The organism is Pseudomonas sp. Emmai (assembly GCF_055179735.1).
This window is the reverse complement of sequence record NZ_CM143685.1, coordinates 5,843,505-5,858,441: the sequence shown is the minus strand read 5'-3', so window position 1 is coordinate 5,858,441 and position 14,937 is coordinate 5,843,505. Positions and strand designations below refer to the sequence as shown.

The following is a 14,937-nucleotide window of genomic DNA, read 5'->3' as shown; positions in this document are numbered from 1 at the left end:
AAACCTGTAGGAGCAAGGCTTGCCCGCGAAGGCGTCGGTACAGGCTACGCCTTTCCAGCACCCATAAAAAACCCGACCTAAGCCGGGTTTTTTTGACTGGTTTCGATCTTAAGCGGTGAAGGTTTTGCCTTCGAACTGCTCAGCCACGAATTTCCAGTTGACCAGGTTCCAGAACGCTTCGACGTACTTCGGACGAACGTTGCGGTAGTCGATGTAGTAAGCGTGTTCCCAGACGTCGCAGGTCAGCAGCGGGGTGTCGCCGTTGGTCAGCGGGTTGCCTGCGCCGATGGTGCTGGCCAGGGCCAGGGAACCGTCAGCTTTTTTCACCAGCCAGCCCCAGCCGGAACCGAAGGTGCCGATGGAGGTTTTGCTGAATTCTTCTTTGAACTTGTCGAACGAACCGAACGAAGCGTTGATGGCTTCAGCCAGCGCGCCGGTCGGTTGACCGCCGGCGTTTGGCGCCAGGCAGTTCCAGTAGAAGGTGTGGTTCCAGACCTGAGCGGCGTTGTTGAAGATGCCGCCCGAAGAAGATTTGACGATTTCTTCCAGGGTCTTGCCTTCGAACTCGGTGCCTGGCACCAGGTTGTTCAGGTTCACGACGTAGGTGTTGTGGTGCTTGTCGTGGTGGTATTCCAGAGTTTCCTTGGAAATGTGCGGCTGCAGGGCATCGTGTGCGTAGGGCAGCGGCGGCAATTCGAAAGCCATGATGATTCTCCTAATCAGGTCAGTTGCGGTGAGCGCAAGGCCGATCACGGGCGGCCAGACAAGCGCCGGGGAGTTTGTACTCTTTGCGGCGCATCGAACCGGATCATAGCACCGGGGGTGCGGCATAACCACGCAACAACTGTGTGGGATAGAGGTTCAAGGGGATGCCCTCACTAAATGACGGATCGCGTTGGAGCTGTGATCGTGCCAGGCAAGGCGCGGGACGAAGAGGATGCTTTTTGCCTCTTCGAGTCCCGCAACGCCGCATGGCACGATCACAGCTCCAACCCGAAGGGCCGTCACCCCGCAAAGCGCAATCCGTCGTTGTTCGTCGCTCATTTGAACCACCAAACCTCGCTCCTCACGCCTAGTCTTGCGCTTTGCGGGGTGGCGGCGCGACCGTCATTTAGTGAGGGCATCCCCTTAGCCTTTTGGAATAAATCAGGGCGTGGTGATTAATTGGAACGCTACGGTGAACATCATCACCGCCACCAACAGATCAAGAATCCGCCAGGTACTCGGCCGTGCCAGCCACGGCGCCAACCATGCCGCGCCCAGCGCCAACGTAAAGAACCACAATAAAGAAGCGCTCGCCGCGCCGACGACATAGGCGCCGGGCTCGGTCTGTTGGGCGCCGAGGGAGCCGATCAGCAAAACCGTATCCAGATAAACGTGCGGATTGAGCAGGGTCACCGCCAACGCACTGAGCATCACCGCCCGCAGCGAACGCACGGTCTGGTTTTCGCCCTGTTCCAGGCTTTGTTTCGCGCAGGCCCGGCGCAATGCCTGGCTACCGTACCAAATCAGAAACGCCGCGCCGCCCCAACGGGCCACCGCCAGCAAGGTCGGGTTATGCGCCAGCACGGTCGCCAGACCGAACACGCCCGCAGCCACCAGCAGCGCATCACAAACGACGCACAGCGCCGCGACCGGCAGGTGATGTTCGCGGCGCAGGCTCTGGGCCAGCACAAAGGCGTTCTGGGTGCCGATCGCCATGATCAGCCCCGCCGCGACCAACAGGCCGTTTACATAGCTTTGCCACATGGTTTTCTACTCCCCGTTGGCCGCGAGATCCCGCAACGCGTGCAGGGCGCGTTCGGCATCGGCCTGGCCGACGAATAAATGGTCGTGGTAATAACCGGCGATCACGTTGCAACTGATGCCAGCCTTGCCCAGTGCGGTGGCGAAGGCGGCGGTGAGGCCGACGGCTTCCAGGGCCGAGTGCACGTTCAAGGTGATCCATGCCGCGACGTAGTCGAAGCTGAAACCGGCCTTTTCGGCGTGGGATTTTTCCAGAATGACGGTCAGACCTTCCTGCTCGCGAAAGCTGCCGACAATCTCCAGACCCGCCGGCAGCGTGCCGTCGCGCAACGTACAAAACACATACTCGCCGGCGTTGAGTTGCGGGCTCATGCTGCGCAGCAGGGTTGCCAATGAGGTTTCGCCAGCCATGTCGGTATTCCTTGTTCAAGAGTTCTTGCTGGCCATTCTCCGGCGCTACGCTGTATAAGAAAAACCAATAGTGCTGATCGCTCATTAGGGAAACTGATGTTCGACTATAAATTGCTTTCTGCCTTGGCCGCCGTGGTCGAGCAGGCCGGATTCGAACGCGCCGCCCAGGTGCTGGGGTTGTCGCAATCGGCGATCTCCCAGCGGATCAAACTGCTGGAAGCGCGGATTGGCCAACCGGTGTTGGTGCGGGCGACGCCGCCAGCGCCGACTGAAATCGGTCGGCGTTTGCTCAACCATGTGCAGCAGGTGCGCTTGCTTGAGCGGGATTTGCTGACCCTGGTGCCGGCGCTGGATGAAGCAGGCCTGCCGGAACGCCTGCGTATCGCCCTCAACGCTGACAGCCTCGCCACCTGGTGGGCCGATGCGGTGGGGGATTTTTGCGCCGAGCAACATTTGTTGATGGACTTGGTCGTTGAAGACCAGACCGTGGGCCTCAAACGCATGCGCGCCGGGGAAGTGGCGGCGTGTCTCTGTGCCAGCGAACGCCCGGTGGCCGGGGCTCGCAGCGTATTGTTGGGCGCCATGCGTTACCGGGCGTTGGCCAGCCCGGCGTTCATTGCCCGGCATTTCCCCGACGGTGTGCGCGCCGAGTTGCTGCCGCGCACCCCGGCGCTGGTGTTTGGCCCGGATGATTTTCTACAGCATCGCTACCTTGCATCTCTCGGCGTGGACGGCGGTTTCGAACACCATCTGTGCCCATCGTCCGAAGGTTTTATCCGCCTCACGGAAGCCGGGCTGGGCTGGGGCCTGGTGCCGGAATTGCAGGTGCGCGAGCAACTGCAACGAGGTGTTTTAGTGGAGCTTTTGCCAGATAAGCCCATCGATGTGCCGCTGTACTGGCATCATTGGCGCAATGGCGGTCAGCTGCTGGGTTTACTCACTGACCAATTGGTACGTTCGTCGAAGCAATGGCTGGTGCCCCGAGAGCAGCCATGAGCGTCAAGCTGCAAGCTGCAAGTGAAGTGCTTGCGGTGTGTTTTTAACTTGCGGCTTGAAGCTTGAAGCTCGCTGCTGCTTTGTTGGAGCTTTACATGAAAATTCTGGTCACCGGCGCAAGCGGCTTCATTGGCGGACGCTTTGCGCGTTTCGCCCTGGAGCAGGGCCTGGACGTGCGGGTCAACGGTCGCCGGGCCGAGGGGGTCGAGCACCTGGTGCGCCGTGGCGCCGAATTTATCCAGGGTGACTTGAGCGACCCGGAACTGGTGCGCGACCTGTGCGCCGACGTCGAAGCCGTGGTGCACTGCGCCGGCGCCGTCGGTTTGTGGGGCCGCTATCAGGAGTTTCACCAGGGCAACGTCCAAGTCACCGAAAACGTGGTCGAGGCCTGTCTGAAACAGCGGGTCCGGCGCCTGGTGCACCTGTCGTCGCCGTCGATCTACTTCGATGGCCGCGATCATCTGGGCGTGACCGAAGAGCAAGTGCCCAAGCGTTTCAAGCATCACTACGCCGCCACCAAGTACCTCGCCGAGCAAAAGGTCTTCGGCGCCCAGGAATTCGGCCTCGAAACCATTGCCCTGCGCCCGCGGTTCGTCACCGGTGCCGGCGACATGAGCATCTTCCCGCGTCTGCTGAAGATGCAGCGCAAGGGGCGCCTGGCGATTGTCGGCAACGGCCTGAACAAGGTCGATTTCACCAGCATGCAAAACCTCAACGAAGCGTTGCTCAGCAGTTTGCTGGCCAGCGGCTCGGCATTGGGCAAGGCCTACAACATCAGCAACGGTGCGCCGGTGCCGTTGTGGGATGTGGTGAATTATGTGATGCGCAAAATGGACGTCCCACAGGTCACTCGCTACCGTTCCTACGGCCTGGCCTACAGCGTCGCGGCGCTCAATGAAGGCGTGTGCAAACTCTGGCCGGGGCGCCCCGAGCCGACCCTGTCGCGCCTGGGCATGCAGGTGATGAACAAAAATTTCACCTTGGACATCAGCCGCGCCCGGCATTATCTGGACTACGATCCGAAAGTCAGCCTCTGGGCCGCCCTCGATGAATTCTGCGTCTGGTGGAAGGCTCAGGATATTCGCTGATGGGTGTAGGACCTGTCCCGACACTGAACCGAGTGCGGGGTTGAGGGTCAACCCATGCGGCGGTGGGGGTTATACTTCGCCGCACACCGCCATCACCGCGTTCCACAAAGGTTGCCTCAATGTCCATGCGTAACGATGCCAACGACGACTTCGACGATGTACCGAGCCTGCGTGCCGACCCCCTCGATGACGACGATTTCCCAACCACACCGGCCGCCCGTGAACGCACCACCGTGCACTCGCGCCCGGTGCCGGTGACCAAAGTCAAAAGCGCCAGCACCGGGCCGTTGTGGGCCTTGGTCGGCGCGTTGTTCTTCGCGTTCGCGGGCCTGGCCTGGTGGAGTTTCCAGCAGATTTCGCTGATGGAGCAGCAACTGGTGGCGACCCAGGAAAGTTTCGCGCGGATCAGTGAGGAAGCGGCGGGGCGCCTGCAGGACATTTCCGGCAAGGTGGTGGCCAGCCAGTCGAATGTCTCCAGCGACAGCGAAGCGCTGAAACTGCAAATCAAACAACTGGAAAGCAAACTCCAGGACCAGAGCCAGGCCCAACTGGGTGTGGTCGGCCAGACCAGCGATCTGGACAAACGTCTGGCGCAGATGACGGCGCAAACCACGGCGCAAACGGCGGCCAACGCGCAGTTGCAGGCCCAGGTGAAAACCTTGAGCACGGACCTGGCGACCCTGAAAAGCACGCCGGCCGACACCAGCAAAGTCGACGCCGAGCTGAAAAGCCTCAACGCCGACATCGCTGCGCTGAAGAAACAGGGCAACCCGACAGCGGCGATCGATCGTCTGGAACAGGAAATCGTCGTGCTCAAAAGCGAGCAGGACAACCGCCCGGCCGCCGTCGCGCCAAACCCGACCAACACCGCCGAGTTCGACGCCTTCCGCGCCCAGACCACCCGCAACCTCAACACCCTGCAAGCGCAGATCCAGAATTTGCAGCAGCAGATCAACGCCCGGGCGAAATAGCCCGCCGCGCCAAATCTGTAGCAAAGGCGCTTTTGTGGCGAAGGGGCTTGCCTGTGGCGAGGGAGCTTGCTCCCGCTGGAGTGCGAAGCGCTCCCCCGCAGTGTGTCAGGCACACCGCATGCTCAGGGTTTACGACTGCTGCGCAGCCGAGCGGGAGCAAGCTCCCTCGCCACAAAAGCGCTCTCACCTCAAAGTGCTCTTTCGCCTCGCGCACCGCGATTCGCTGAATATCCATCCATATCCCCAACCCCGTCTACGCTCTTGAAACATCAACAAGAACGAGGGATGCGCTATGGGGTTTGTGCACAAGTTGGCGTGGTTGGGGGGGATGTTGTTGCTGAGCCTGGGCCAGGTTCAGGCGGCCACGGCAGCCAAGGATGACGGCCAGGCGGCCCGGGCCTTGCTGGAAAAAGCCCTGGCGTATTACCACGACAATGGCGACAAGGCCTTCGCGGCGTTCAGCCGACAGGGCGAGTTTGTCGACAAGGACCGTTACGTCTTCGTGGTCGACACCCAAGGCGTGATGCTCGCCAGCGGTGGGCCGTCCTCGGCGTTGATCGGGCGCGACGTGTCCGAGACCCTGCCGCCGGATTTGCAGAAAGCCTTCAAGGACGCCCTGAAAGTGCCGGAAGGCAACGGCATCCAGCAGGCCGAATACCGCTGGCAGAACTGGGCCGACGGCAAGGTCGAGCGCAAGCACGTGTTCTATCAGCGCATTGGCCAGCGGATCCTGGCGGTCGGTTACTACGTGCCCCGCGCATCGGCGCAGCAAGCCCAGGCCTTGCTCGATAAAGCCGCCGCCGACCTCTCCAAAGATGAGAAGGGCACGCTGACGGCGATCAACTCGCTCAAGGGCGGCTACTTGCAGGACGACTTGTATGTGTTCGTGGTGGATCTGGATAACCAGCGCTACGTCGCCCATGGCACCAATCTAAGGCTGATCAATACCGACTTCGGCAAGGTCAACGACCCGGAAGGCAAACCGGTGGGCGAACCGATTCTGGCGTTGATCGCCAAGCAGGATCAGGGCGAGTACGAGTATCGCTGGAAGAACCCGGTGACCGGGAAGGTTGAGGACAAGCATGCTTATCTGAAGAAGGTTGGACATTTTCTGGTGGCTGTCGGGTATTACAGCCCTTGAGCAATGATCGTTCCCACGCTCTGCGTGGGAAATGCAGCCCGGGACGCTGCGCGTCCCATCCAAAGCCGAACGCGGAGCGTCCGTTGAGGCATTCCCACGCGGAGCGGGGGACTAGCGAACCTTATCTTCCCGCCCCCGCAACACCCTGTTCGGCATGGCAACTGCCGCCGCCAACCCCAACAACGACACCGCCGCACTGACCATCAGCAAATGCCGGAACGTCAGCAGCAACTCCGCGCGCAAGGCGTTCTGCGCCTCCCCCGGCGCGGCGTTCAAACCGTCGAGCAAGACATTCCCCGAACGCCCCTCGGCAATCAGCGTCGAACCGGCCAGGTGGGCGAAACTCGAATCCTGCAACAACGCCAGCAACAGCGCCGACATCAACGCCACGCCCACCGCGCCACCCAGCGAGCGGAACAGGTTGGTGGTGCTGGTGGCGACGCCGATATCCCGTTGCGCCACCGAATTCTGCGTGCCGACCAATGACGTCGGGAACTGCATGCCGCTGGCGATTCCGCTGAGCAACATAAACAGGCTGCTCATCAACAAGGCCTGGGGTGCACTGAACGCCATGCCCAGAATAGAGAGCGGCATCAGCAGCGCGCCGGTCAGGATCATCGGCTTGTAGCGTCCGGTCACCGACGTGCGGCGCCCGGCGAAATAGGCGCCAATCGGCAAGCCAATCGCCAGCGGCAACAGGTGCAGCGCGGCGCTGTCGGCCCCGGCGCCGGTGACGCTCTGGAAGCGCAACGGCATCAGCACGATCAGGGAAATGGCCTGGAAACTGGTGAAGAAAATCGTGCACCAGCAAAAGATCGCGTCGCGGTTGGCGAACAAATGCATCGGCAGCAACGGCTCCCGCGCACGGCGCTCATGCCAGACAAACAGCGCCAGTACCGCCACCGCGCAACCGAGCAGGCCGAGCACTTCGGCGCTGCGCCATGAATGCCCTTGGCCGACCTGAGTGATGCCGAGCAACAACGCGGTCAACCCAATGATCATCAGCACCGTGCCGACATAATCGATGATCGGTTTGCGCTGCGGCACCGGCAGCCCCACCAGCGTGCGATTGGCCACCAGCCAGGCGCCGAGGCCCAGCGGCAGGTTGATCAGGAACACCCAGCGCCAGGACAGGTATTCGGTCATGTACCCGCCGAGCACCGGCCCGGCGACACTGGCCACCGCGTACATGCTGCTGAAGTAACCCTGATAACGACCGCGCTCCCGGGGCGGGACGATGTCGCCGATGATCGCCTGGCTGACCGAAATCATCCCGCCGGCGCCGATGCCCTGAAGGATCCGCGCCAGCACCAGTTGCTCCATGCTCTGGGCCATGCCGCAAAAGAACGAGGCCACCGTGAACAGACCCATGCCGAACAGCATCAACTTGCGCCGCCCATACAGATCGCCAAGTTTGCCGTAAATCGGCACCGCCACGGTCATCGCCACCATGTAGCCGGCAATCACCCAGGCCAGCAGGCTGACATCCTTGAACTGCGCGGAAATGGCCGGCATCGACACCGCGACGATGGTCTGGTCCAGCGCGCCGAGAAAGATCGCCAGCATCAGGGCGATCAAGACACTGCGAATGGCCGGTTTGGGCGTTTCAGGCTGGTTCAGATTGGTCACGGTAAAACCTGCGGGCACGGCGAGCGGGTGAATGCTCGCCAGTGTAAGTCGATAGCAGGCTATTCGATAGCCTCGTATGGAAGCCCGACGTAATTTTCTGCAATAGTTTTTCGACCCGCCTCGGAGTTCACAAAGTAGTCCAGCTCCGAGGCGCTGATGCGTTGGCTGAAGGCATCGTGCTCCTCGAAATGGTGCAGCATCGAGGTCATCCACCAGGAAAACCGCTCGGCTTTCCACACCCGGCGCAAGCAGATTTCCGAGTATTTCTCCAGCAAATCCACACGCCCGTCGCGGTAAACCTTCTGCAGAATATTGAACAGCGTGCTGACGTCGCTGGCGGCCAGGTTCAGGCCCTTGGCGCCGGTGGGCGGGACGATGTGCGCCGCATCACCGACCAGGAACATCCGCCCGTATTGCATCGGTTCCACGACAAAACTGCGCAGCGGCGCGATGCTTTTCTCGATGGACGGCCCGGTGACCAGTTTGTCCGCCAGCGCCCGGGGCAGACGGGATTTGAGCTCGTCCCAGAAGCGTTGATCGGACCAATCCTCGACGCTCTCCTCGACCGGCACTTGCAGGTAATAACGGGTGCGAGTCGCCGAACGCATGCTGCACAGCGCGAACCCGCGCTCGTGGCGGGCGTAGACCAGTTCTTCGTGGACCGGCGGCGTGTCGGCCAATATCCCCAGCCAGCCGAACGGATAGACCCGTTCGAAGACTTTCAGGCACTCGGCGGGAATCGATTGCCGGGCCACGCCATGGAAGCCGTCGCAACCGGCGATGTAGTCGCAATCAAGGCGATACGTCTCGCCATCCTTTTCGAACGTGACAAAGGTTTCGTCGCTTTTCATGCCATGGGGAACGACATGGCTCGCTTGATAAATCGTCTGTGCGCCAGCGTCCCGACGGGCGGCCATCAGGTCGCGGGTGACTTCGGTCTGGCCGTAGATCATCACGGTTTTGCCACCGGTCAGGGCGTGCAGGTCGATGTGAACCTGGCGGCCGTCGAGGGCGAGGTCGAAGCCGCCATGCACCAGTCCTTCGGCGTCCATGCGCTGACCCACGCCGGCCTGGCGCAACAGCTCTACCATGCCTTGTTCAAGGACTCCGGCGCGGATTCGGCCGAGTACATAATCCGGTGTCTGGCGTTCAAGAATGAGGGTGTCGATGCCGGCGTTGTGCAGCAATTGGCCGAGCAATAAACCGGAGGGGCCGGCACCAATGATGGCGATTTGGGTCTTCAGCGTTTTCATTGTTTTTATGACTCGCAAGTGTCACGCGACCAGAGCCGGTGAATAATTTTTATGGATCGAGTGCTTGCATTTTTCCCTTGCGAGTCTGTCAATTGAAGGTGAAAACTGAGCCGATACCTGTACATTCTGCCAATCGGTGCGATTATCGCCCCGTCTACCCCGAGGCCTGGATTGAAGTGATGAACAAGCCTGACCTGCCTTCGATTCCGGTGTTCAAGCTCTACGGTGAAAGCCTGGACTGGCCGACCCCCGACTTGCTGCACTGTGAAACCATTTCCAAACGCAGTCGCGAACATCAATGGGAAATCAAACCCCACCGCCACGCTGATCTGTGCCAGTTACTCTTCGTTTTCAAAGGTCAGGCAGAGCTTGAAATCGAAGGTAAACGCACGCAATTGACCGACCCGGCGATGCTGATCCTGCCGCCGCTGTCGGTGCACGGTTATCGTTTTTCCGAGGATGTCGAAGGGTTTGTCGTGACCCTGGCCGCACCCCTGGTGGCGCATTTGCAGTCACAACTGGGTAATTCGGAGAACGCTCTGGCCCAGGCCGAAAGTTATCCGGCGGGCAAGGACAGCGAGTACCTCAACAGTCTGTTTTCGGCGTTGCAAAGCGAATACACCGGCCATCAACCGGCCCGGGAAATGCTCATGCATTCGCTGGTCAGCGTGATCATGGTCTGGGTCAGCCGCCAGGTGATCCAGCGCCGCAACGCCAGCCAGCGCCCGCAGCGCGCCCGGGAATACCTCAACGGCTTTATTCAACTGGTGGAAGAGACGTACCGCCAGCACGTCAAAGTCGAGGACCTGGCCCATCGGCTGGGGATTTCCGTGTCGCACCTCAACGGCACCTGCCGTGAGCTGGCGGGGCAACCGGCATTGCAGATCATGCACGAGCGCCAATTGCTGGAAGCCAAGCGCCTGCTGACCTACACCAGCATGACTATTTATGAAATGTCTGACGTGTTGGGGTTTTCCGATCCGACCAACTTCACGCGTCTTTTCAGGCGTCGCGTGGGGATCTCACCCAAGGCCTTCCGCGACCGTTTGAAGGCCGATCAGGACAACGAGGCCTGACGTTCTTCACTAGCGAAGGGCATTGAGGGTCGCGTTGTGGGGGATGCAGCGCTCGTAGTTGCAGCTGGCGAACTCACGGGGCAGGTTGCGCAACTGCTCGACCCGCCAGGCCGCAGTGCCATACAGCGCCAACGTCGCCGCGCAGGTGATGAAAATGGCGAGGTATCTTCTTGTTCTGATGTTCATGGCGTTGACCTCTGAACGAATACCCTTGGGTACTTACATTCAGCATAGGTCAGACAGGGGCAGCCGCAAGCTACAAGCTACAAGCTACAAGCTACAAGCAACGCGCTTCCAACTTGCAGCTTGCAGCTTGCAGCTTGCAGCTCAAAGCTAGTAGCTGCCTCTATCCCATTCAGGCTCTTCGGGAAATCTGAGCACCAGGAAGTCGAGCATGCTGCGCATCGTCGACGGCATGTGTTTGCGTGAGGCATACACCGCGTACATGTTCATCTGCCGCGGCTCGGCATGCGCCAGCAAGCGGATCAGTTCGCCGCTGTGGATGTGCACGCCGGCCTGGTAGCTCGGCAGCATCGCGATGCCGGCGCCGGCCATGGTGGCGCGCAGCAGGGTGCTGGCCTCGTTGGCGCTGATGTTGCCCTGCACCGGCACCGAGACCTGTTCGCCGTCCTGCTCGAAATGCCACAGGCTTTTGCCGAAGTAGGAGTGGGTCAGGCAATTATGCTGGCTCAAGTCCTCGACCCGTTGCGGTGCCGGATGTTCTTCCAGATACGCCGGGGAGGCGCAGATCACCGAGCGGCACACGGTCAGGCGCCGGGCGATCAGGTTCGGGTCGAGGTCGTTGCTGGTGCGGATCGCCAGGTCGATGCGTTCGTCCACCAGGTTCACCGTGCGGTCGATCATCTGCATGTCGATGCTGACGCCGGGGTAGCGCTTGACGTACGCGGCCATGGCGTCCGCCAGTTGCGCCTGGCCGAACGAGGTGCTGACGCTGATCCGCAGCAGGCCACGGGGTGCTTCGTCCGGTTCGCTGATGGCGGCTTGCATGTCGGTGGTCAGGTCGAGCATCTGCCGACAGCGCGGCAGGATCTCGCTGCCTGCCGCGGTCAGGCTCAACTTGCGCGTGGTGCGGTGCATCAGCCGGGCGCCGACCCAATCTTCCAGTTCCGCCAGATAACGTGACACCACCGGCCGCGACAGGTCCAGGTGATCGGCCGCCGCCGACTGGCTGCCCAGGTCCACTACCGAGACAAACACCTGCATTGCTTGAAGACGATCCATGATTTGCCCACTTTTAGAAACAAACTATGTTCCAGCATCGCATTTTTTGTACTGAGATTGGCAACTAAGCTCTGCCCCCATCGCCGCACGGCATTTGGACAACGGAGCAACAGATGATCGGTTTCACCGCAATCAAGCGCATTCTCCTGGCAACCGCCACCCTCGGCTTTGCTGCCCACGCGGCAGCCGCGTCGACCCTGACCCTGGATGTTTACAACCCGGGCGACAAGGCGATTTTCCCGGTGACCTCGGTGCTGGTCAGCGGCGAGAAAGACGCAATCCTGGTGGACGCGCAGTTCGGCAAATCCCAGGCCGAGCAAGTGGTGCAGAAGATCCGCGCCAGCGGCAAACAACTGACCACCATCTACATCAGCCACGGTGACCCGGATTACTACTTCGGCCTCGACACCCTGACCGCCGCGTTCCCGAACGCCAAAGTGCTGGCCTCGCAACCGACCGTGGACCACATCAAGCAAACCGTCGACGGCAAACTCGCCTTCTGGGGCCCGAAAATGGGCGCTGACGTGCCCGCCAAAACCATCGTGCCGGGTGTGCTCAAGGGCGACAGCCTGATGCTCGAAGGGCAGAAATTGCAGGTGGTGGGCCTGGACGGCAAGCAACCGGATCGCAGCTTCGTGTGGATCCCGTCGATCAAGGCTGTGGTCGGTGGTGTGGTGGTCGCGGAAAACATCCACGTATGGATGGCGGATACACAGACCGCGCAGTCCCATGCCGATTGGTTGACTACGCTGCATTCGATTGAAACCCTGAAACCGAAAACCATCGTGCCGGGTCACTACCTGGGTGAGAGCGCGCGGTCCCTGGTGGCCGTGCAATTCACTGCCGAGTACATCAAGGCGTTCGACGAAGAAACGGCCAAGGCCAAGGATTCTGCCGCGCTGATTGCAGCGATGAAAAAACGCTACCCGACACTGGGCGAGGAAAGCTCGCTGGAGCTGAGCGCCAAAGTCGCCAAGGGCGAGATGAAGTGGTAACCGGATTTAGTGACTGATCGTTCCCACGCTCCGCGTGGGAATGCAGCCCGGGACGCTCCGCGTCCCATCAACAGCCGAACGCGGAGCGTCCGTTGAGGCATTCCCACGCAGAGCGTGGGAACGATCTATACAGACACATTCAAGCCCACTGGAGAACGTCATGAGCAAAATCGCAATCATCGGTGCCACCGGTCGCGCCGGTAGCCAATTGTTGGAAGAAGCCCTGCGTCGCGGTCACCGCGTTACCGCCATCGCCCGTGATACCTCGAAGATCGGCCAGCGCGACGGTGTGGTCAGCAAGACCGTCGATGCGCTGGATGCCGACGCCTTGCAAGCGGCGGTCGCCGGACATGACGTGGTGATCAGCGCCGCACACTTCGCGACCCTGCCGGCCAGCGCCGTGATCGGGCCGGTGAAGAAGGCCGGGGTTAAACGGCTGTTGGTGGTGGGAGGGGCCGGTTCGTTGTTGCTGCCCAATGGCGGTCGCGTGATCGACAGCGAAGGTTTCCCCGAGGAGTACAAGGCTGAAGCGAGTGCCGGGGCGTTGTTCCTGGAGAATCTGCGCAAGGAACAGGAACTGGACTGGACCTTCGTGTCGCCATCGGCGGAGTTTGTTGAAGGTGAGCGCACCGGCAAGTTTCGTCTCGGCAAGGATGATTTGCTGGTCAGTGCCGACGGTCGCAGTTGGATTACATTTGCCGATTACGCCATTGCGATCATTGATGAAGTTGAAAAACATGTTTTTGCACGCCAGCGATTTACAGTTGGTTACTGATACATAGAGCAACATCAGGCACACGTCACGCAAGTGACGTGTGCTTTTTTTTGTGGGTTGAAAATAAACGGTATTGGTATCGGCGTCGTACCTGCCAATATTCATTGGGGGCAATGCATTGGGTGCTGTCGGTTTGCAATCGTTATTAAGCGCGCTGTCTTTCGTGGGGTTAAAAATCATTCATGAAAGGGGTTTGCTTTCCTACAGTGTTTGCCTCCTCGGGCGTAGTTGAATAGTCCACTTCAGCAGGTTAGTGTGATCTCGCGTTATATATTGTAGACGCTGAATAACAAGTCGCTCTGCAAGCGTATCTATTAATTGTGTTGTGGTTTTTTAATTGGGTCTTTTATGCTGATCGATAAAAAGCAAGCGTTGCAAAATGAATTAAGGCGTGTGGCACATCAAGCCGTGGCCGAGTTGGAGGGCGTGGACACTATGGCCGAAGCGGCAAAGTATGTGCCCGTGCAATACTTTGGCGTCATGGCCGGTGCTGAAGCGTCGACTTACAAAGACGGAACTTTCATTGTTCAGAAACACAACATTATTGATATCAAGCGTTATGTCAGCGCAAGTCTGCGCCTGCCGGTGGACCTTGGCGCAGTCGAGAAACTGCTGGGTTACACCGAATCCACGGTCAAGGGCCTGGAGCCGCGAGACATCCAGTTACTGCACCAGCGCATTCATCAACATGCGCTTTCCTGGGGAACGCTGGAACGCGACACCAAGGACCTCGGAAGCCGTCTGGATCTCTTCTCCAAAGGGTTTATAAACAGCGGAATCCAGGTGGTCGAGCATTTGAAGAGCTTCGCCGGCTACAAGGATCTGAGCGGTACGATCCATACGCTCAATGATGCCGAGCGGGCGGCGCTGGCAGCCGTTCCCCTGGGCAACTCCGACAGCGAAAGGGTGCAAAACCTGGCCAAGTATTTCACGCGAATGAAAAACGATATCGAGAGTTTTTATCAGCGTGTCAGTGCGGTCAAAGCGTTAGCTTCAGAATTTTCACGCAAAATAACAGAAGATCTCCTACCTGCAGTCGTGGCCACGCTGGGCTATGTTGAACAGGCAGGTATCGAAGCGCCAGCCCAGGAGGAAGCGCTCAGGGCTCAACTGAAAGAACTGGATGCACACATCGCGGAAAAAATCGCCGAGTACAACAACCTGGTCGGTTATTCCTTTGCCGGCCTGGTGTTTGGTCCTATCGGGGTTGCCATTACCGGGGGGATCTTCGGATCCCAGGCCGAAAAGGTCAGGTCACAGAAAAATACCCTGTTGGCCAATCGGGACGAACTGCTGGGTAGAATGGGCAAGACGCGCTTTTCACAACTTTTGAATCAAGTGGGAGGGCGGCTAAGCGATATGAAAATCCTGATGAGTGACGCTGAGCGCGGTGCTAAAAATCTGGAAGATGTATGGGCCATTATTTGGGTGAGTATTGAAGAATCCTCCGATCGATTATTGCAACTCGATAATGAGCTTGATCTGGGCATGCTGGTGCTGGATTTACATTCAGTGATTGAACCCTGGGGTGTCATTCAAGGGCATGCCAATGCGTTGTCCAGGGTTTTTAACGAAGTTGTTGGTTGAATGGTTGGTTAAATACTTCAAGGATGA

The 14,937-nt window shown here is 59.7% G+C and carries 15 protein-coding genes; 8 read left to right on the top strand and 7 right to left on the bottom strand.

The genetic code is table 11. From position 1 onward, the window contains the following. Nucleotides 1–108: 108 nt before the first annotated feature. From ACY4LX_RS26875 to ACY4LX_RS26865, 3 genes are all read right to left on the bottom strand, one after another. Complete coding sequence (locus tag ACY4LX_RS26875; protein WP_008034365.1) at nt 109–705, bottom strand: superoxide dismutase; 597 nt, start codon at nt 703–705, stop codon at nt 109–111. 441 nt (nt 706–1,146) lie between these two features. Continuing rightward, nucleotides 1,147–1,749, bottom strand: a complete 603-nt coding sequence (locus tag ACY4LX_RS26870; protein ID WP_463258332.1) for a LysE/ArgO family amino acid transporter — start codon at nt 1,747–1,749, stop codon at nt 1,147–1,149. A gap of 6 nt (nt 1,750–1,755) precedes the next feature. Next, nucleotides 1,756–2,157, bottom strand: a complete 402-nt coding sequence (locus ACY4LX_RS26865; RefSeq protein WP_463258331.1) for an ACT domain-containing protein — start codon at nt 2,155–2,157, stop codon at nt 1,756–1,758. Nucleotides 2,158–2,253: 96 nt separating this feature from the next. Between ACY4LX_RS26865 and ACY4LX_RS26860 the strand changes: the two genes are divergently transcribed. The 4 genes from ACY4LX_RS26860 (at nt 2,254) to ACY4LX_RS26845 (ending at nt 6,353) form a co-directional block, all read left to right on the top strand. Further along, the gene (locus ACY4LX_RS26860; protein ID WP_149657953.1) at nt 2,254–3,153 is read left to right on the top strand and encodes a LysR family transcriptional regulator ArgP; all 900 of its coding nucleotides are present in this window, start codon (nt 2,254–2,256) and stop codon (nt 3,151–3,153) included. A 95-nt stretch (nt 3,154–3,248) separates the two neighbouring features. Beyond that, on the top strand, nt 3,249–4,241 hold the full coding sequence (locus tag ACY4LX_RS26855) for an NAD-dependent epimerase/dehydratase family protein (RefSeq protein ID WP_463258330.1): 993 nt from the start codon (nt 3,249–3,251) through the stop codon (nt 4,239–4,241). Between the two features lie 125 nt (nt 4,242–4,366). Next, nucleotides 4,367–5,212 (top strand): ATPase, encoded by an 846-nt coding sequence (locus ACY4LX_RS26850; protein ID WP_149658162.1) that lies wholly within the window; start codon nt 4,367–4,369, stop codon nt 5,210–5,212. A gap of 292 nt (nt 5,213–5,504) precedes the next feature. Then, nucleotides 5,505–6,353: a cache domain-containing protein gene (locus ACY4LX_RS26845; RefSeq protein ID WP_463258329.1), complete on the top strand. Its 849-nt coding sequence runs from the start codon at nt 5,505–5,507 to the stop codon at nt 6,351–6,353. Nucleotides 6,354–6,464: 111 nt separating this feature from the next. Here the strand turns inward: ACY4LX_RS26845 and ACY4LX_RS26840 are convergent, their stop codons facing one another. Next, entirely contained in the window at nt 6,465–7,982 is a 1,518-nt protein-coding gene (locus ACY4LX_RS26840) for an MDR family MFS transporter (RefSeq protein ID WP_463258328.1), read from the bottom strand. A gap of 59 nt (nt 7,983–8,041) precedes the next feature. Next, nucleotides 8,042–9,235, bottom strand: coding sequence for a 4-hydroxybenzoate 3-monooxygenase (gene pobA, locus ACY4LX_RS26835; protein ID WP_463258327.1), 1,194 nt, complete (start codon nt 9,233–9,235; stop codon nt 8,042–8,044). A 179-nt stretch (nt 9,236–9,414) separates the two neighbouring features. On the opposite strand from pobA, the gene ACY4LX_RS26830 reads away from it, so the two are divergent. Then, the gene (locus ACY4LX_RS26830; RefSeq protein WP_149657948.1) at nt 9,415–10,311 is read left to right on the top strand and encodes a helix-turn-helix domain-containing protein; all 897 of its coding nucleotides are present in this window, start codon (nt 9,415–9,417) and stop codon (nt 10,309–10,311) included. A 9-nt stretch (nt 10,312–10,320) separates the two neighbouring features. Here the strand turns inward: ACY4LX_RS26830 and ACY4LX_RS26825 are convergent, their stop codons facing one another. Then, entirely contained in the window at nt 10,321–10,497 is a 177-nt protein-coding gene (locus tag ACY4LX_RS26825) for a hypothetical protein (RefSeq protein WP_166656028.1), read from the bottom strand. 147 nt (nt 10,498–10,644) lie between these two features. Further along, nucleotides 10,645–11,553, bottom strand: coding sequence for a LysR family transcriptional regulator (locus tag ACY4LX_RS26820; RefSeq protein WP_463258326.1), 909 nt, complete (start codon nt 11,551–11,553; stop codon nt 10,645–10,647). A 113-nt stretch (nt 11,554–11,666) separates the two neighbouring features. On the opposite strand from ACY4LX_RS26820, the gene ACY4LX_RS26815 reads away from it, so the two are divergent. The 3 genes from ACY4LX_RS26815 to ACY4LX_RS26805 all read left to right on the top strand — a co-directional run bounded on the left by ACY4LX_RS26815 (nt 11,667) and on the right by ACY4LX_RS26805 (nt 14,910). Further along, nucleotides 11,667–12,548 (top strand): MBL fold metallo-hydrolase, encoded by an 882-nt coding sequence (locus ACY4LX_RS26815; protein ID WP_463258325.1) that lies wholly within the window; start codon nt 11,667–11,669, stop codon nt 12,546–12,548. A gap of 160 nt (nt 12,549–12,708) precedes the next feature. Beyond that, nucleotides 12,709–13,323 carry an NAD(P)-dependent oxidoreductase gene (locus ACY4LX_RS26810; protein ID WP_463258324.1) on the top strand — a complete coding sequence of 205 codons (615 nt, stop codon included), beginning with the start codon at nt 12,709–12,711 and terminating at the stop codon, nt 13,321–13,323. A 348-nt stretch (nt 13,324–13,671) separates the two neighbouring features. After that, a complete protein-coding gene (locus ACY4LX_RS26805) occupies nt 13,672–14,910 on the top strand; it encodes an alpha-xenorhabdolysin family binary toxin subunit A (protein ID WP_463258323.1) in 1,239 nt (412 codons plus the stop codon). Nucleotides 14,911–14,937 lie beyond the last annotated feature (27 nt).

What these genes read in the sequence shown, in the direction of transcription:
- ACY4LX_RS26875 (WP_008034365.1), bottom strand. Translation starts at nt 705, where the DNA reads ATGGCTTTCGAATTGCCGCCGCTGCCCTACGCACACGATGCCCTGCAG.
- ACY4LX_RS26870 (WP_463258332.1), bottom strand. Translation starts at nt 1,749, where the DNA reads ATGTGGCAAAGCTATGTAAACGGCCTGTTGGTCGCGGCGGGGCTGATC.
- ACY4LX_RS26865 (WP_463258331.1), bottom strand. Translation starts at nt 2,157, where the DNA reads ATGGCTGGCGAAACCTCATTGGCAACCCTGCTGCGCAGCATGAGCCCG.
- ACY4LX_RS26860 (WP_149657953.1), top strand. Translation starts at nt 2,254, where the DNA reads ATGTTCGACTATAAATTGCTTTCTGCCTTGGCCGCCGTGGTCGAGCAG.
- ACY4LX_RS26855 (WP_463258330.1), top strand. Translation starts at nt 3,249, where the DNA reads ATGAAAATTCTGGTCACCGGCGCAAGCGGCTTCATTGGCGGACGCTTT.
- ACY4LX_RS26850 (WP_149658162.1), top strand. Translation starts at nt 4,367, where the DNA reads ATGCGTAACGATGCCAACGACGACTTCGACGATGTACCGAGCCTGCGT.
- ACY4LX_RS26845 (WP_463258329.1), top strand. Translation starts at nt 5,505, where the DNA reads ATGGGGTTTGTGCACAAGTTGGCGTGGTTGGGGGGGATGTTGTTGCTG.
- pobA (WP_463258327.1), bottom strand. Translation starts at nt 9,235, where the DNA reads ATGAAAACGCTGAAGACCCAAATCGCCATCATTGGTGCCGGCCCCTCC.
- ACY4LX_RS26830 (WP_149657948.1), top strand. Translation starts at nt 9,415, where the DNA reads ATGAACAAGCCTGACCTGCCTTCGATTCCGGTGTTCAAGCTCTACGGT.
- ACY4LX_RS26825 (WP_166656028.1), bottom strand. Translation starts at nt 10,497, where the DNA reads ATGAACATCAGAACAAGAAGATACCTCGCCATTTTCATCACCTGCGCG.
- ACY4LX_RS26820 (WP_463258326.1), bottom strand. Translation starts at nt 11,553, where the DNA reads ATGGATCGTCTTCAAGCAATGCAGGTGTTTGTCTCGGTAGTGGACCTG.
- ACY4LX_RS26815 (WP_463258325.1), top strand. Translation starts at nt 11,667, where the DNA reads ATGATCGGTTTCACCGCAATCAAGCGCATTCTCCTGGCAACCGCCACC.
- ACY4LX_RS26810 (WP_463258324.1), top strand. Translation starts at nt 12,709, where the DNA reads ATGAGCAAAATCGCAATCATCGGTGCCACCGGTCGCGCCGGTAGCCAA.
- ACY4LX_RS26805 (WP_463258323.1), top strand. Translation starts at nt 13,672, where the DNA reads ATGCTGATCGATAAAAAGCAAGCGTTGCAAAATGAATTAAGGCGTGTG.